At 52.7% G+C, this 16,857-nt stretch carries 13 protein-coding genes; 1 reads left to right on the forward strand and 12 read right to left on the reverse strand.

Features of this window, described 5'->3' with window-relative positions; all coding sequences use genetic code 11:
• Nucleotides 1-413: 413 nt before the first annotated feature.
• Nucleotides 414-836: a hypothetical protein gene (locus BM258_RS17580; RefSeq protein WP_090074520.1), complete on the forward strand. Its 423-nt coding sequence runs from the start codon at nt 414-416 to the stop codon at nt 834-836.
• Between the two features lie 373 nt (nt 837-1,209).
• Here BM258_RS17580 and BM258_RS17585 read toward each other — a convergent pair whose 3' ends face one another.
• The 12 genes from BM258_RS17585 to BM258_RS17640 all read right to left on the reverse strand — a co-directional run bounded on the left by BM258_RS17585 (nt 1,210) and on the right by BM258_RS17640 (nt 16,761).
• Nucleotides 1,210-2,088: a ribokinase gene (locus tag BM258_RS17585; protein ID WP_090074521.1), complete on the reverse strand. Its 879-nt coding sequence runs from the start codon at nt 2,086-2,088 to the stop codon at nt 1,210-1,212.
• Between the two features lie 8 nt (nt 2,089-2,096).
• Nucleotides 2,097-2,543 carry an RpiB/LacA/LacB family sugar-phosphate isomerase gene (locus BM258_RS17590; RefSeq protein WP_090074523.1) on the reverse strand — a complete coding sequence of 149 codons (447 nt, stop codon included), beginning with the start codon at nt 2,541-2,543 and terminating at the stop codon, nt 2,097-2,099.
• 40 nt (nt 2,544-2,583) lie between these two features.
• On the reverse strand, nt 2,584-3,486 hold the full coding sequence (locus tag BM258_RS17595; protein ID WP_244544755.1) for an NAD(P)-dependent oxidoreductase: 903 nt from the start codon (nt 3,484-3,486) through the stop codon (nt 2,584-2,586).
• Nucleotides 3,479-3,967: a TRAP transporter small permease gene (locus BM258_RS17600; RefSeq protein ID WP_175528139.1), complete on the reverse strand. Its 489-nt coding sequence runs from the start codon at nt 3,965-3,967 to the stop codon at nt 3,479-3,481. Before BM258_RS17600 ends, BM258_RS17595 begins: the two co-directional genes overlap by 8 nt.
• Nucleotides 3,964-5,238, reverse strand: coding sequence for a TRAP transporter large permease (locus BM258_RS17605; protein ID WP_090074527.1), 1,275 nt, complete (start codon nt 5,236-5,238; stop codon nt 3,964-3,966). The genes BM258_RS17600 and BM258_RS17605 overlap by 4 nt, the downstream gene beginning before the upstream one ends.
• Nucleotides 5,239-5,295: 57 nt before the next feature.
• The gene (locus tag BM258_RS17610) at nt 5,296-6,291 is read right to left on the reverse strand and encodes a DctP family TRAP transporter solute-binding subunit (protein WP_090074528.1); all 996 of its coding nucleotides are present in this window, start codon (nt 6,289-6,291) and stop codon (nt 5,296-5,298) included.
• Nucleotides 6,292-6,327: 36 nt separating this feature from the next.
• On the reverse strand, nt 6,328-7,035 hold the full coding sequence (locus BM258_RS17615; protein ID WP_090074530.1) for a FadR/GntR family transcriptional regulator: 708 nt from the start codon (nt 7,033-7,035) through the stop codon (nt 6,328-6,330).
• Between the two features lie 1,108 nt (nt 7,036-8,143).
• Nucleotides 8,144-8,725 (reverse strand): tyrosine-type recombinase/integrase, encoded by a 582-nt coding sequence (locus BM258_RS25105; protein WP_407062735.1) that lies wholly within the window; start codon nt 8,723-8,725, stop codon nt 8,144-8,146.
• Between the two features lie 12 nt (nt 8,726-8,737).
• Complete coding sequence (locus tag BM258_RS17625; RefSeq protein ID WP_090074533.1) at nt 8,738-9,115, reverse strand: hypothetical protein; 378 nt, start codon at nt 9,113-9,115, stop codon at nt 8,738-8,740.
• A 306-nt stretch (nt 9,116-9,421) separates the two neighbouring features.
• Nucleotides 9,422-10,471 carry a transglutaminase family protein gene (locus tag BM258_RS17630; RefSeq protein ID WP_090074534.1) on the reverse strand — a complete coding sequence of 350 codons (1,050 nt, stop codon included), beginning with the start codon at nt 10,469-10,471 and terminating at the stop codon, nt 9,422-9,424.
• Nucleotides 10,472-10,496: 25 nt separating this feature from the next.
• Nucleotides 10,497-13,109 (reverse strand): circularly permuted type 2 ATP-grasp protein, encoded by a 2,613-nt coding sequence (locus BM258_RS17635; RefSeq protein ID WP_210186794.1) that lies wholly within the window; start codon nt 13,107-13,109, stop codon nt 10,497-10,499.
• Between the two features lie 274 nt (nt 13,110-13,383).
• Nucleotides 13,384-16,761 carry a transglutaminase family protein gene (locus BM258_RS17640; protein WP_090074538.1) on the reverse strand — a complete coding sequence of 1,126 codons (3,378 nt, stop codon included), beginning with the start codon at nt 16,759-16,761 and terminating at the stop codon, nt 13,384-13,386.
• Nucleotides 16,762-16,857 lie beyond the last annotated feature (96 nt).

A 16,857-nucleotide genomic window follows, 5' to 3' on the forward strand; every position in this document is an offset into this window, starting at 1 on the left:
TTTGGCAGCGTTGCTCTACCACTGAGCGACACTCGCGAAATATCAGTTTCTAGGGGCCTTTCATCGCACGCAGTCTATATGACCTCTCCTTGCCACCCACCAAGGGGGGCTTGGGGGCTGCTCTATATTGCACTCGGGCTCAAAGATTTCTCGCCAAAATTATCAGGTTTTCCATCGTAAACGCCTATAGCACAATCATGATTGAACTATCAGACCAATCAATCTCTTGTGTATTCAGTCCTCCATACGGCTCTGAATATGGGAGATGATAAATGCCCCAATAGTTTTCGCTCCTGCTAACGACGCTTCTGGATAGCGATGGTTGGTAAATATCTAAAATATTTGAATGTTTTATTTATACCGCAAATGGGCCAGTCTACTTAGAGTTAATGGGTTAAGAATGGGAGAAGGAAATGGCGTTGAAAGGCGTTCCTGCGGTCAAAAATAAAGAAGGACTTGATCACTCACGCCGTTTCGAGTTGAGCCGGGCAATTGATAGCCGCTTAGTTCAAGATGCAATTGATCATTTATATGCTGATTATTTGGAGCGGCGACAAGGCAGGAAGCCCAATCAACGTGATATCCCCCGGATACGGTGCTATTTAGAAAAGCTGTATGCTGAGCTTGTTGTGGCTACGCAGGAGGACCATGAACTTTATTTGGGTTACAATAGAGCGGCGGCATATTTCAAGCGAGGCGGTGAGTATTGGAATCTTCTCAACGATAAGCCGCTTCTTTCTCGTAGGCTTTTCCTTGAATTGATTGACTGCTTAGAACAAGGCGGCTGGATAGAGCATCACAAAGCTAAAGCGGGCTTTGGTGGATTTTCAACCTGAATGAGAGCTACGCGCAAGCTTAGAGATTGAATTGCCCCTAGAATTGTAGACACCTTGTCCCCTAAAAATGAGGCAAGGAGACGACGATGGCCCATATCCAATTCACTTAGAACACGATAAGCTCGCCCAGAGAAGAAGCCTTTTCAACGGTAGTCGCCCAGAACCGCTAAACCATCAAGCTCCTAACACCACGGCAAACGACAACCCCGAATGAATTAAAGACACTAGGCTCCCCTAAATTCGAACCATTTAGAACCCTAATATCTTGGACCCGTTGGACTAATCACATATCCCTTTTTCTCGATAGAAGGTATGGCTTAAGCGTTTCTCTATAATTTTACGCATGTCTCAGCAATTGATCGATATAATTTTCCTAAAACTCAATGTCTTTGGCCCACGGCATCGCTTCTTGCGCGCCCGAAGCCAGACAAGCCTTGGCGGATGCGACTACGGCCGTTTCGACTGCATCTTTGTAGGAAAGCTCGTTGTGCAATCCAGCAGCCAGATAACCGCAAAAGGTGTCCCCAGCGCCGACGGTATCAACAGGATCAATAGCCGGAGGTCGGATATGGCTGCTTTCGCCGACACCCGCGAGAATCGCGCCATCAGCCCCGAGTGTAAGAGCCAACGCCTTGCCTGTTTGCTGGCACCATTGGTCGGCAGCATTCGATGACGCTTCAAGGCCGGCAATTTTCTCGAACTCAGTTTCGTTGACGATAATCAGGTCAGCCTGCGCAACGGCATCCCCACTATCGGCCAACACAGGCGCGACATTGAGGATAGACATAGCTCCAGCCTGCTTTGCCATGCAAAGAGCCGTCAACGTGGCCTCTTGCGGAATCTCCTGTTGAAGCACAACGAGGTCGCTATTATTCAGACCTTGCAGATACTTCTTCACCATCTCTGAAGAAACAGCTTCATTGGCTCCGGGAAGCACAGCAATCGAGTTTTCACCCTTTGCGTCTATTTCAATGATCGCAATACCGGTCGGCATCTCCGTTCTTTCAACGCCCGAAAGATCAACGCCATCTTGAGCCAGGAATTTGGTCGCCAGTTCACCGTCCAAGTCTCTTCCCGAACAAGCGATCATACGCACCGGCGCGCCAGCACGCTGTGCTGCAACAGCCTGATTAGCTCCCTTACCGCCAGGACTTTTGACGAGCGAAGAGCCAAGGACAGTTTCACCCGGCAGAGGCAAAGCCTCCAGCCGAGCGACATAGTCCAGGTTAATAGAACCTACTATATATATCATAAGGTTGCTTAGCCCTTGAGTTCCATCTCTGAAAGCTTGCAGACACGGCGGCGGAATTCCTCGCTGGTAGAGAATTCCGCTTCCAGAAATGCTGAAACCAGATCTCGGGCCAGCCACAACCCAACAATTTGCGCCCCAATACAGAGAACGTTGACATTGTCATGTTCAACACATTGATGGGCAGAATGCACGTCATGCCCAACAGCAGCACGGATACCGGCCCTCTTGTTGGCGGCAATAGCTGCTCCCACCCCTGTGCCACAAACCATGATGCCCCTCTCCGCCTTGCCTTCGAGCAGAAAATCAACGAGCGCGTTGGCAACATCAGGGAAGTCGACTTCGCCAGCATCATAGCAGCCTACGTCAGTTACCTCGTGACCTAAAGCCTCGATATGCGTAATAATATCGGCCTTGAGCGGAAATCCCGCATGGTCTGAACCCATTACAATTTTCATATGTTTTATTCCGTTTGATCGTTTTCCGGTCTAAAGGTGACTATTCCTGATTGGTCAGCCTGTCGTATGTGCGGAACATGGCCTGGTTGCCATTGGATCCTTCTCCATGGGCTCGTGCTTCAAGATAGAGAGCTGTAGCCATCGCCAAACCAGGCAGGGCCAGCCCCTTCTCGAATGCGGCCTCGCCTGCGAGGCGCAAGTCCTTAAGCTGCAAATCGATCCGGAAGCCAGCACTGTCATCCTTGGCAATGACCTGAGGTCCAAGATTCTCAAGCATCCATGACGCGGCAGCCCCGCCCATCAGCGTATTACGCAATAGATCGAGGTCAGCACCCTGAGCACGACAGAGGGCAAAAGCTTCACACATGGCCTGAATATGAACACCAACCATCAACTGGTTGCACATCTTGAAGACCTGCCCCATGCCCAGTTTGCCGGCATGGGTGATCGTCGTTCCCATGGCACTGAGCACTGGCTGAGCCCGTTCAAAGGCCACATCAGAACCGCCACACATGATGGAAAGCGTACCGCCGATTGCCCCCTTGACGCCACCGCTAACCGGCGCATCTAACAGCTCAACGCCATTTTTAGCCAGTTGTTCTCCAATTGCCTGAATGCCCGATGCTGAAATTGTACTCATATCAATAACAAGCATGCCAGAAGGAAGGATATTCCCGATTCCGCCATCCCCCAGCAGCACACTCTGCACATGCGGTGTATCCGGAAGCATGGTGACAATGGCATCAACACCTTCAACTGCGTCAGCAAGAGTTTCGGCAACTTCGACTCCATCGCTGCGCAGGTTTTCTACCGCCACTGGGCTGAGGTCGAAGGCTTTGACAGAGAAACCCGATTTACGAAGGTTGGCAATCATAGGCCGGCCCATAACGCCAGCGCCAATGAAAGCGACAGATGACATACCCTCTACAGCTCGTTCAGTCATGTTGAGGATCCTTTCTTACGAGTTGATTTTCAAGAATAAAGAGAATTGAGATAGCCGCGGAAACAGGAATGATCAGGTAGACCCATCCAAGCGGTAGCCTTAGAACCGGGGTGAACTGACCAAAGGCACTCTCTGCGAATTCAATGCCGTACCAGGCAACGCCAGCCATGGAGACCACACACAGCAGATCAACCAGATGCCCGAAAACGCGTGCGGCAAGCTCGCCAAATCCTTCCACGATAATCGTGGTCGCCAAATGCGAGCGAAATCTGAAACCAAGAGCAATACCACTGAAGATAGCCACAACGAAGCAAGACATCAGGATGTCATCAAGCCAAAGCACTGACATGGAGAGTAAACTGCGAACAAAAACCTGAATGCCAACACAGAAGAACATGGAGGTCAAAGCCACTCCAAGCAGCACAGCCGTAATTTTCGCTAGCCAACGGCATAGGCTAAGATAGGGAGCAAACAGTCTCATGGCGTCACCCATGTCACGATAGAAGGGAAGATCCAGATCAGCATCGTCACGAAAAGCATTGCCAGAATGAAGGGTACGCATTCCCTGGCTACGTCCCAGACCCGTACGGGGCAGATTGACGAAACAACAAAGAGACACAACCCCACTGGCGGAGTGATCAGTCCTATCGCGAGCACCACCAAGATAATCATTGTAGCAACCAGAGGATCAACACCTACCTGATTGAACAGGGGAATGATGATAGGCCCAGCCATAAGAATGGTAGTTGTTGTGTCAAGGAACATTCCCAAAACAAACATCAAGACTGAAACCGCTATGATGAAGCCAAGCGGAGAATCCGAAATTCCCAGTATCAGGTTACCAATCTGCGCAGGCACGCCGGCCACTGTCAGGAAAAAGGAAAATACTGTGGCACCACAGATGATGAACATGATTGTGGCACTTGTTATGCCCGCCTTTACGACGATCCGACCCAGTTGTGCAGGTTTCATTTCGCGATAGACAACAAAGCTGACCACCAGGGAATAGGCAAGCACAACAACCGAGGCTTCCGTTGGCGTGAAGACACCACTCAGAATACCACCGACAATCAGGACCGGCGCTCCGATAGCCAAAAGACCATCCATCAGTGAGGAAACGAAATAGGAGGTATTAAAGGCTCGAAATCCCCTTTGATATCCCCTTTTCTGACAGATCCATGTACTGACCAACGACATGGCAACCGTGATCAGAATGCCCGGAATAATCCCTGCCATAAATAGCTCGTTTAGCGATTGTCCGGAGATGAAACTCCAGACAATCATGGGAATAGACGGCGGGATAATCATCCCTACAGGCGAGGTTGCGGCAGTAATGGCGGCACTATATTCCCGCGAATATCCTTCGCGCTCCATCGCAGGGATCATCACTGATCCAACAGCCGATGTGTCAGCCACCGCAGACCCTGAAATGCCGCCAAAGATCATCGAAGCACCGATATTGGCATTGGCAAGCCCACCTGGAAGAAACCCGAAGCAAGCATCGCAAAAGCCGATCAGTCGCTTGGAGATACCTCCAGCTTCCATCACAGCGCCCGCCAGAATGAAAAAGGGAATTGCCAAAAGGACATAGCTTTCCGAGCCTGCGACAAATCTCTGAATAACGATGAGAATTGGAAACTCAAGAAGCCACAGCCCCAAAGCTCCGGACAAAAGCAGAGCAAGAGCGATTGGAACGCCGCTCAACAGCAAAGCCATGAGCGCGCCCAACGCATAAATTGCTTCGGGAGACATCTGTTATACCTCTAGTAAGAGAAGAGCCCTGGGTGGCTCTTCTCAGGTCTTTTGCGATCAGCGAGCTGCATCAATGGCATCGAGCCATTTGCCAGCTGCGTCGCCATATTCGCTCTTCAAGGCAGAGAGGCCCTTCTCTCGGAAAACAGCCAAGAATGCATCAAGGTCAATGTCGTCCGGCTTGATAAGCGTGATCTGATCCTTGATTTGATCCAGCAGCTTTTCTTCATCCTGCACGGCAATAGAAGGATATTCCGTGGCCACCTCAGAAGCTGCTCGGGTCACTGCATCTTGTTGGTCTTTGTCCAGCTTTTCCCATGCACGAGTACTCATGGACACCATATGCGGTGAGATACCCCAAGGCACCATGGACAGGGAATCCTGAACTTCATAAAGACGTGCCCCAACAATATTGCCAACAGGGTTATGCTGGCCCTGAACAACACCACGCTGAAGGGCAACATAAAGCTCGGAAAAATCGATTGGCGTAGGAATAGCACCAACAGCTTCGGCCATGATGTTGAAGGACGGAACGTTCGGATTACGGATCTTTACGCCTTTAAGATCCGATGGGGATTTGACCTCCACATCATTCATCGTGATATAGCGAAAGCCACCATGCGGAACGACGAAAAGAGTTTTAACACCCGCATCCTGTTCAAAGGCTTCCATAAGGGCTTTACCTTTGTCACTGGAGAAGAAGTTCGTGAAATGATCCAGGCTCGAATAGAGCATCGGGGCCTCAAGAGCGCCAGCCCAAGGCACAAAATAGGAAAATGTGCCAGCAACAGTCATATCAAGAGTGCCACTGCGCACCCCATCCTGAAGCTGACGCTCGTTACCAAGCGTGCTCGAATTGAAAATCTGGAGCTTGACGCTGCCTGCACTGTAGTCCTGCACTTTTTGTGCAAACAAATCCGCAATTGTCTGCTGAGGGCTAACTGGAGCCCCGACATGACCAAGACGCAACGTCACGTTACCGGCAAGGGCGGTTCCCGCCATCAAAGCGCTGGCCAACAAGGCTCCAAAAACTGGATTTACTAAAATTCTCATATTTTCCTCCCGTATGAGATTTTTCAATTTCGTGACTTAGCCACGCTGGAGAGACATCCTCATGCGAATGGCTCGTCCTATTTCGAAATGCTCACGAATGGCGGCTTCAGCCGCATCTGCATTTCCCTCCGTCAGGATGGTCAAGATCCGATAGTGATCATCGATAACCTGCTTGCGGGTTTCTTCATCTGCCCCGACAAACTCACGCCGGTCAAAATGAGATCGTTTGAGAAGGTCCGCGATAGCCACATAAAGAGTTCGCAGCGCAGGAGATGCGCTCGCCTCAACCAACGCCATGTGAAAATTGTAATCAGCCTGAGATCCGGCGACAGGATCAGTAATCGTGTCTGCGATCTCGTCGGCATAACGACGCATTTTTTCAAAACCAGAAATGGTCGAACGCGTCACAACAAGCCGGGCGGCCTGACATTCAACCGCAATTCGCGCTTCCATCACATCATCCCCTTGCTGCGCAAGAGCAAAACTGACGAAGTCACCCAAAACGTTGATGTCGGGTGTGCGCACGATCGAACCGACACCGTGGCGGATTTCGATAACACTCAAAATGGAAAGTGCCCTTAACGCCTCCCTAAGAACGGGACGGCTCACCTCAAGCATCTGACAAAGGTCTCGCTCGGGCAGCAGAACATCTCCTTCCTTAAGGGCACCAGACAGAAGCTGCTCCCGCAAAAAGTCCATCACACGTTGATAGCCGTTTGTTGTTTTTCTAGCTGTATCTGCCATAATTTTTCCCAAGAGATCGTCTGTGGTATGACCACTCAAACATAACTCATCTTCATTTGCAAGGGCAGCACCATAATGCTTAGCCCAAAGGACCAGATTGATATATTCAGGACGCCTTCACCTAAATAACTCGACGCGAAAGAGAGCTTGTTCTAGTCGCTCAGCAAATTGACTTGGAGAACTGAACTCTCCAAGGGTGTGTATTTTCCATACGCTGGTGAAACCCTGATTATCGTCGATCGACAGATCAGATGACCAGTGTTTCTCTTGAAAATCCAGCTATCGGCAAAAGAAAGAAGGCTGCATATCTTCTGCATAGTTCGGTTACTCACTCCCGAAAGGCTGCTTAAAGGAAGAGGATTTGGCGTCCTCGAATGTTCGCTCTTGCTCGCTTCATAAGAGGCTTCGCACCTGCAGGAAACGTCAGCAATCCGCCCTCGGCGGGCCAAAAATACTGCGCTTCAATCGAATGTCAGAAATGAGGAAGCTACCTTGTACAGAATTCTGAAAGTCAAATGACCGGATTGGGCCGAGGCTGTGTAAAAACTCAAAATTTTACAAAGCCGCCAGAAACGGTTTTTAAAACTCAGTAGTTTCAATGCAGCAGCAATTACTTTCTTACTCAGTGTTTAACGAAGGAATGGCATTCTATTGAAATTCTCAATAATCGAGTTTCCACACAGCCTCGGCCGTCAACAGTCAAGAGAGGCTAGCGGCAAACAGATGCCACTAGCTCAATTTTCTATTTCAGAAATGCAGTCTGTGCCCAGTGAGGCATTCCAAACGGTCGGCAATAGTCTCCGAAAATAGCTGTTAGAGGAGCTGTGAGCGGAAAAAACATAAGGAAGTCGCCGAGTTTGATAGCGATCCAAATCTAATAAATTTAGCCAATGGGTAGCAAGATATAGACGGCGAACATAGTGGTTGAAAGCATTGAGCTTATGACGCTAGTAATTGTGATTTTCATGATTTTTCCTTTCCGCCATTGGTTAGATGACGAACACGGGATCGGTCAAAGCTGAAAATTTCTCTGCAAAATTGACGTGATTTTCATCGCCTTTAGGTGCGAGATAACGTGTGTTTGGACTTTGATTGTTTGAGTGAGCCGCTAATCAAGAATGTCAATCACATCCTTGACATTCAAGTGCGTGTAGCGCTGAACGCTGCGGCTATCTCTTTGGCCGATCACCATCATGATTTGGGCTTGATTGAAGCCTTTCTTGGCAACAATCGTGCAACGGGTATGCCTGAGCTGATATATTCTTACATCTTCGTCTAACCCTGCGTCCCTCCTCGCTCGTCTTACAGCTGTGGTGACACTGTGAGGAGCAACAGGGAACAAGCGGGCGTTAGGGTGCTTCAGTCCCTTTTGGGCCTCAGCCAAAAGCTCACAAGCCCTGCTGGTTAGTGGAACGCTTCGATCCCCTTCCTTCCCGTGAATGACGTCAAGAAATCTCTCTGACAAATGCAGGTCTCTAAGTCGCAAACGAGTGATCTCTGTTCGCCTCATGGCAGTTTCGTATGCCAGTTCTATGATTGGTCGCATTCCAGAAGGGAGTGCATTGATCAGCAGTGCTAATTCCTTTGAAGTGACGATATGGGATCTTGGCGGCGTTGGTTTGGGGACAATGACAAACTCTGCTGGATTAGCGACAGGCGATTGTCCTTTGGATCTGGCTTCCCTATCAATCCAGCGAAAGACTCACCTTATAAAGACTAGATCGTCATGAACTGTCGTTGGCCCAACCTTTGTTGAGCGATCCTGTTTGAAGATGTTGATATCAGCAACCGTTATTTTGTCGTATGGCTTGTCCAATGCCGAATGGAATCCAATGATATCAACGCGACCGATTTTTAAATGTCGAGAAGGTTTACCAGCTAACACCACATCACAATAGAGTTGGCCCATCTCCCTCCATGTAGGCAGCGAGCCTTTCTTGCCTTTTAGTTGCGCCTCAATGCGTTCGGCCCATTGGTCCGCTTCTTTCTCTGTCGTAAAGGTTTTCGACAAAGAGGGCTGGCCTTTGGATCGAATTTGGATGTTCCATTTGCCGGATTTAAGCTGTCGTTTGGATGGCATGAGTTTACTCCTAAAATTGGTGTAAACCCTTCAGTCCTTGCCAAGGTTGGGGTCGTGGGTTCGAATCCCATCGCCCGCTCCATTACATAAAAGGGTTCAGGAAATTTCCTGAGCCCTTTTTGTTTTTACCCCTTTTCAACAATTTGAAAGCCAGCCTTCGCTCTGGCGAACAGGCCGGCAATCCGTTGCTTTTTCTCGCTCCCTGATAGGGATGGGCGGGCTTTCTTGTTGTCAGGTGATTGTCATATCAAAGCCGGATCGGTGCGAAGCCGCAATAACTCGGGGTTATGGCACGTGGTTCTGCCCCTAGTAGGTTCTGTCTGCGGGCAAAGGATCTGCTGCCTGAGTCTGACTTTGCTCCTGGCTTTGTTCCTGAATATGCATCTGGATAGGGCGTTGAGATTGCTCTTGCAGTGTGTCCTTGTCTATTGTGACGATTTCCGGTTCAAGCTGGTTGGAGACGGATTCTCCGATTTCCTCGCCCTGTTCGTCAATCGGCATGACATCCACCGACACATTCACAAAATGATTGCCGCCTCCGAGGATGACACCGGAAATGGGGCTGACATCGCCAAAATCGCGGCCCACGGTGAGCGTGACATGTTCATCTGCGATGGTCTTGTTGTTGGTGGGGTCGAAATCGACCCATCCAGCTTCCGGACACCAGACAGAAATCCATGCATGGGACGCATCCGCCCCCACAAGGCGCGGCTGACCCTTGGGCGGATAGGTGCGCAGATAGCCTGAAACATAGCGCGCTGGCAGGCCAAGCGCCCTCAGGCAGGCAAGTTGCAAATGGGCAAAGTCCTGACAGACGCCGCTTTTCATCTCGAAGACTTGCGATACCGGCGTAAAAATGTCTGTGACGGTGCTGTTATAATCAAAATCGGTGAAAATGCGGCTGGTCAGTTCCATCACTCCTTCCAGCAGTGGACGTCCGGGCGGGAAGGATTCGGCCCCATAGGCGGCAATGTCCGAGGTGGGGTTGGTAAAAGGCGAATAGCAGGAGAATTCAGCCTGATCCACATGGGCCGCTTCGAACATGAGATCGCGCACGTTCTCCCATGAGGCGACAGATTTGGCCAGAAGGGGCGTGTGATCGCGGGTTATGGTGACGACGGTCTGCGCATTCATGGTCAAGACGCTGTGGTCTTCTTCCAGCGTCAGATGAATGGTGGAATTGCCGAAATAATCCTTGAAGTCACGGCGATGGGCAGGACGCGGCGTGATGGCGATGTCATGCTGCTCGATGATCTGCCCGTCGACGGCACAGGGGCTCAAATGCACCAGATGGTTGGATTGGGCAACCGGTGCTGAATAGCGATATTCTGTCTTGTGCGTTATCTTGTAGCGCATCGTTTTTCCATGCCTCCCTGTCCGGTCAAATCCGTTGAGCCTGCTCTTCGGTATGGGTGAAATACCGGCGGGTCAAAAGCTCAGTCAATTGTGGCAGCTTTGAAATCTGATTGTTCAAAAGCTGCTCGAGGCGGCATTCTTCCGAGATGATCTGCTCAATATCCTTGCCCTGCTCGAATTGCGGAATCTGGGCCAGCTTGTGCCCTTCTGACAGTTGAATATCGGTCAGGAGTTCAAGAATGAGCCTGTTTTCCTCGCTGCGCAGCCCGCTTTCGGGCTCCTTGGGCAAATAATTGACATGCTCATGCAGCGCCGCGATCTGAAAGGCAATGGAGCGCGGGTTGGTTTCGTCCAGCAGCAAAAGATCAATCACCGCAGGCAGCGTCGGCGTAATGCGGTAGCGCGAGCGGTAGGTGATGAAGCTGTCTGCCACTTCCAGAATGAACATCAGGCGGCGCGGGGCGTCGCTGACCATGCCGGGGGCAAAGATGAGCCTGTTGAGCAGGCCGGACAGATTTTCGGCCCGTTCAATGCGGCGTCCGATATCAAGGAACCGCCAGCCATAATTGCGGGTCATATTCTCCATGGCCATGCCGGAAAAGGCGGCAAGCACCATCAGGCCCTTGTCGAGCAGATCAATGACATGGCCGGTGTGCATGAAGCCGGGTTCCTTGAACCAGCGGTGGTCCGTGAAAAATTCATTCAGAATGCGCCAGGCATCAGACGACATGCGGTCGCGGGTGAGGCCCGTCAGCCGATGCATATGGGCCAGGCTTTCCTGAAATCCGTAGGCGCGATTCTTGCCATACAGAACGGTGCGAACGAGTCGTTCGATTTCATTCATGCCGCCAAAGCCGGCGTCAAAAACCTGTGCTTTGGGAGCGCGCAGGATGAGAGAGTTGAGGGCCGAGACGACGGTCCGCTGATCTTCTTCCGGACCACTATCTTCATTCAGGCGCGACAGAGCCTGACGGCAAAGGCGAAACTGCCATTCGATGCGTTCTACATTGCGCCCGAGCCAGAAGAGGTTATCGGCAATGCGGCTCTGCAGAGAGCGGCCTGCGCGCGAATAGGAACCCTGACGGGCTATGCTGGCCCAGATGCTTTCAAAGGGTTCTGGCTGGGCGTCGGATACGACCCATACATCGCGGGTAAGCCCTTCTGGCGAATGGAGCCCGATAGCATGTTGTTCACCAACCGACATGGACAGGCCGCCGGGCAGGATCTCGTAGCCTTGTTCCCTGCGCGATCCAAAGAAACGAATGGCAAAGGGGCGCGGTTCGAGGGTTTCGCCAGACCAACTGGGGGTCGTGGCATAGCCGGTTTTCTTTTCCGCAACGAGGGTGTTGCTGAACAAATGGATCTTGTCGATGAGGTCTTTGCGTTCTGCTTCAGAAAGCCTGACGGGATCGGTTGCCGGGCGGGCCTCGCCTGGGCGTCCCGAGCCTTCATGGGCATCTGAAATCAACATGTCATCGAGATTTGCAAGCACATGGCTGCGGCTTGTGTGGTCACCCAGCCACCAGCGTTCTGCCTCGCGTAGCATCAGGTCTTCACCAAGCAGGAAGCGACAGATTTCGGGCAGATAAGGCGCAAGAGCCCGGTTTTCGACGATGGAGGAGCCTAGCTGGTTGGCCATGATGATGCCCTTGTCGCGGATGGCCTGCACCATGGAGGTGGTGCCATCCATGCCATTGGGGTTCAATTCCAGCGGATCGGCATTGAGGCCTTCGATCGAGCGGACGATCAGGTCGATGGGCTTGAGGCCTGCCAGCGTTTTCAGGCAGATCCGGTTATTCTGATAAACAAGGTCGCCGCCTTCCACCAGCAGATAGCCCAGATAGCGGGCCAGATAGGCATGGGAGAAATAGTCCGGATGTTCCGGTCCGGGCGATAGAATGGCGATATAGGGATCTTCAAGCTCGGTGCGCTTGACCAGCGTTGACTGCAATTGCTGGAAATAGGAGGCAAGGCGCACTGCTTTGCTGGAGCGGAAGAGATTGCCTTCGCAATGGGTGAGAGCGATGCGGTTGGCAAGAGCAAAGCCCAGACCTGCCGGTGTTTCGGCGTGGTTGTCCAGCACGCGCCAATTGCCATCGGGCGCCTTGGCAAGGTCGGCTGCGAAAAACTGGACGCCATTATAGGCGCTCTGGTTGCCGCGCATCGGGCGCAGATAGGAAGGATCACTCATCACCAGCGCAGCCGGAATGTACCCCTCATGCAAAAGGCGTCGGTGGCCGTAAAGATCATTATGCATGGCATTGAAGAGGCGGGCCCGCTGGGCCAGCGCGACTTTGAGCCATTGCCATTCTTCGGGGGCGATAATAAGGGGAGCAAGGTCAATCGACCATGGCTGTCTGGCGTCATTTGGGTCTGCGAATAGATCGTAGGCAATGCCGGTTTCCCGGACGACCTCATTCAACTCCTCCCAATGGGTGCTTCGATCTGAGGGCGACCAGCGCGAAAAGGCTCCGAACCATTGCTGCCAGTGGGGCATGATGGAGCCATCCGCATCCATCATTTCATCATGGATGCCGGGCAGAGTCTGATAGAGCACTGGCGCGCCTGCGGGGGGCTGCATGCCATCTTCTGCGGTGCTGCCAGATAATCTGGTTTTGGGGTCTGAAGTTTTTTCCAACTTCATTTTCTCCGTGACATGTGCCTCAAAGGGCCATTTGTTATTCTTATTGACCGGAATGCCTTTCCAAATCCGTACGGTGTTTTATGGAAATGGAGCTACGCTTTTATCATCTGTTCCGTAAAAATACAAAGTCACAGATTCGATTGTCATGCGAGTGACATTTGGCCACAGCTTCATGACGCGCACAACACATCTTTATACCATAATGAAAAGGGCGGGAGATGGTTGCTCCTGCCCTCATGTTTTTTGTTTTCCCTGATGCGCGCGCTGTCTAGCGGATGGATGCGAGGCGCAGATCCAGCGTATAGGGGAATTCTGCGCTTTCTTCCAGCTTGATCGGCTCGGCGTAGCCCGGCGAATGTCCCATCATCTCGAAACGCGAGAGACGACGGCTCTCTGCTTCATAGGCGTTGACCGGGAAGGTGTCATAGCCACGTCCACCCGGATGGGCAACATGATAGCGACAGCCACCCAGAGAGCGACGGTTCCAGCTGTCCATGAGGTCAAAGGTCAGTGGCGTGTGGACGCCGATCATCGGATGCAGACAGGAGGGGGGCTGCCAGGCGCGATAGCGGATGCCGGCAACGGCTTCATCTTGTCGTCCTGTTGGCTGCAGCGGAATGGCGACCTTGTTGACCGAGAGAATATGGCGATCCGGGTTGATGCCTCTTACCTTGACCTGCACCCGTTCAAGAGAGCTGTCGACGTAACGTGCGGTGCCGCCAACGGCGCCTTCTTCTCCGAGCACATTCCAGGGCTCAAGTGCCTGTCGCAATTCGATCTGTACACCGTCATAATTCACTTCGCCGTAGCGGGGGAAGCGGAACTCGAAATGGGGGGCAAACCAGCCTTCATCCAGTTCGAGCCCATGCAGGGAAAGATCCTTCAGGATGTCCCTGAAGTCTTCACGCACATAGTGAGGCAGCATGAAGCGGTCATGCAGCTGCGTGCCCCAGCGGATCAACTTGTTGCGATAGGGCTTTTCCCAAAGGCGCACGATGATGGCGCGCAGCAGAAGCTGCTGGGCCAGAGACATGCGATCATGGGGCGGCATTTCGAAGGAGCGGAATTCGACCAGCCCCAGACGCCCTGTCGGACCATCGGGGGAGAAGAGTTTGTCAATGCAGATTTCCGCCCGGTGGGTGTTGCCGGTGACATCGATGAGCAGGTTGCGAAACAGGCGATCCACCTGCCAGTTGGGAATGAAGCCATCACCGGGCAGCGGAACCTGCTTGAGGGCAATCTCCAGCTCATAGAGATTGTCATGACGGCCTTCATCCACGCGGGGCGCCTGCGACGTCGGGCCGATGAAGGTGCCCGAGAAGAGATAGGACAGGCTGGGGTGGTTCTGCCAATAGGTTACAAGGCTTGCCACCAGATCGGGGCGCCTCAGGAAGGGGCTGTCCGATGGAGTGATGCCACCCAGTACGATATGGTTGCCGCCTCCGGTGCCCGTGTGGCGTCCGTCGAGCATGAATTTCTCGGTGCCAAGGCGGGCCAGTCGCGCTTCCTCATAGAGGATCTGGGTGATCTTGCTGGCTTCCTTCCAGTTGGCAGCCGGCTGGATATTGACTTCGATGACGCCCGGATCCGGCGTTACCTTGATGGCGTTGATACGCGGGTCAAAGGGTGGCTCATAGCCTTCGATATGCACCGGCTGGCCGACATCTCTGGCAGCATCCTCAATGGCCGCGACCATGGCGGCATAGTCTTCGGCATTGTGCAGCGGTGGCATGAAAATGCAGAGATGACCATCGCGCGGTTCAACTGACAACGCGGTGCGCACATGCCCTGAGACCTCATTCATGGGAATGAAAGTCGGGTGTTCCGTCTCGTGCCATTGCGGTTCAGGGGCATCGAGCAATCTGGCTGGATCGGTCTTTTTCAGTTTTTCACGCGGGGTGAAGGGCTGGCGCCGGTCGCGCAACAGAGCCTCACGGGCAGGGAGCGCCGCATGGGCTGCATGGGGGTCCATCGGGATCACATGCGGAAATTGGGTTTCCGGAATATGGGTAAGAGAGCCGAGTGGCAGACGGAAGCCGACCGGGCTGTCGCCGGGGATGAGGAAGAGCCTGTCACGGCGGAATTTCCAGACTTCCGACATCCAGGACCGGCCATAGGCCTCGCTGTTCCATGCCTGAACGGGCAGGACGAATCCTGCTGGAGTGGATAGACCCTGCTCAAACACCTTGATGATGCGGGCACGCTCTGCCGGATCGTCGATCTTGTTTTTGGATGGATCGACATCGACGGGAAGCTTCTGCTCCACCAAAGAGAAATGCGCCGGATCCTCATAAGCGGGCAGCACGCATTTGGGGTCTATCTTGAGCTTTTCGACGAGCTTGTAGATGAAGCGCTGCGCGATCTTTGCATCCGCCGGTTCCTGCGGGGTTTCCTGATCGATCAGAGCGGGGTCTTCCCACAGTGGTTCATCATCGGCGCGCCAATAAAGGGCAAAGGCCCAGCGGGGGAGCTGTTCGCCGGGATACCATTTGCCCTGTCCAAAATGCAGAAGGCCACCCGGTGCGAAGCGGTCGCGCAGACGGCGAATGAGATTTTCCGCGTAATAGCGCTTGGTCGGGCCTACGGCGCCGGTGTTCCATTCATCGCCTTCATAATCATCGATGGAGACAAAGGTCGGTTCGCCCCCCATTGTCAGGCGGACATCGCCCTCGTCAAGGCGCCGGTCTACCATGTCGCCCATCTTGTTGATGGCCTTCCATTGGTCATCGGTGTAGGGCTTGGTAACACGGGGGCGCTCGAAGATGCGCTGCACATCCATTTCAAATTCGAACTCGACTTCGGCCTTGTCATGCGCCCCGGTGATGGGGGCTGCCGAAATGGGATGCGGCGTTGCTGCCAGCGGAATATGGCTTTCACCGGTCAGAAGGCCCGATGTCGGGTCCAGACCGATCCAGCCCGCTCCGGGGATATAGACTTCGGTCCATGCATGCAGATCGGTGAAATCGTGATCGGTGCCTTCCGGCCCTTCCAGTGGCTTGACGTCGGGTTTGAGCTGAATGAGATAGCCGGAGGTGAAGCGGGCTGCGAGCCCAAGGTGACGCATGACATGGACCAAGAGCCATGAACTGTCGCGGCAGGAGCCGGAGCATTTGGTCAGTGTCTCTTCAGGCGACTGTACGCCGGGTTCCATGCGGATCAGATAATCGATCTTGCTTTCGACCAGATGGTTGATCTGTACGAGCATATCGATGGTCTTGATTTCCTTGCCCTTGTGGATCGGCTCGATTTCCTTGAGCAGAGCAGAGAGAAGGGGCGTTTCTTCACCAAGTTCCAGATAGGGGGCGAGATCCTTTTTTTCTCCCTCGGCATAGGGGAAAGGATAATGCTCGGCGCTTTCTTCGATGAAGAAATCGAACGGGTTGATCACCGACATGTCGGTCACCAGATCCACAGTAACGGAAAAGGCGTTGATCTTTTCGGGGAAGACAATCCGCGCCATATAGTTGCCGAATGGATCCTGTTGCCAGTTGATCCAGTGGTCGGCCGGTTCGATATTGAGCGAATAGGACAGAATCTGGTTGCGCGTATGCGGGGCAGGGCGCAGGCGAATGATTTGCGGCCCCATGCCTGTCGGGCGATCATAGATATATTTTGTCTTGTGTGTCAGAGCTGCATGAATGGACATTGAAAATGTGCCTTTGTTTCAAGACTCTGATCCCCTGCGGACAAATGCCCATGGACGGATCAGGATAAGATCACGAATAAAAAGGTTCAAAGTGAG

Origin of the sequence: Cohaesibacter marisflavi, from assembly GCF_900115225.1 — a bacterium.
Classification (GTDB): domain Bacteria; phylum Pseudomonadota; class Alphaproteobacteria; order Rhizobiales; family Cohaesibacteraceae; genus Cohaesibacter; species Cohaesibacter marisflavi.

What these genes read in the sequence shown, in the direction of transcription:
- BM258_RS17605 (WP_090074527.1), bottom strand. Translation starts at nt 5,238, where the DNA reads ATGTCTCCCGAAGCAATTTATGCGTTGGGCGCGCTCATGGCTTTGCTG.
- BM258_RS17595 (WP_244544755.1), bottom strand. Translation starts at nt 3,486, where the DNA reads ATGACTGAACGAGCTGTAGAGGGTATGTCATCTGTCGCTTTCATTGGC.
- BM258_RS17630 (WP_090074534.1), bottom strand. Translation starts at nt 10,471, where the DNA reads ATGCGCTACAAGATAACGCACAAGACAGAATATCGCTATTCAGCACCG.
- BM258_RS17585 (WP_090074521.1), bottom strand. Translation starts at nt 2,088, where the DNA reads ATGATATATATAGTAGGTTCTATTAACCTGGACTATGTCGCTCGGCTG.
- BM258_RS17625 (WP_090074533.1), bottom strand. Translation starts at nt 9,115, where the DNA reads ATGCCATCCAAACGACAGCTTAAATCCGGCAAATGGAACATCCAAATT.
- BM258_RS17610 (WP_090074528.1), bottom strand. Translation starts at nt 6,291, where the DNA reads ATGAGAATTTTAGTAAATCCAGTTTTTGGAGCCTTGTTGGCCAGCGCT.
- BM258_RS17600 (WP_175528139.1), bottom strand. Translation starts at nt 3,967, where the DNA reads ATGAGACTGTTTGCTCCCTATCTTAGCCTATGCCGTTGGCTAGCGAAA.
- BM258_RS17590 (WP_090074523.1), bottom strand. Translation starts at nt 2,543, where the DNA reads ATGAAAATTGTAATGGGTTCAGACCATGCGGGATTTCCGCTCAAGGCC.
- BM258_RS17640 (WP_090074538.1), bottom strand. Translation starts at nt 16,761, where the DNA reads ATGTCCATTCATGCAGCTCTGACACACAAGACAAAATATATCTATGAT.
- BM258_RS17615 (WP_090074530.1), bottom strand. Translation starts at nt 7,035, where the DNA reads ATGGCAGATACAGCTAGAAAAACAACAAACGGCTATCAACGTGTGATG.
- BM258_RS17580 (WP_090074520.1), top strand. Translation starts at nt 414, where the DNA reads ATGGCGTTGAAAGGCGTTCCTGCGGTCAAAAATAAAGAAGGACTTGAT.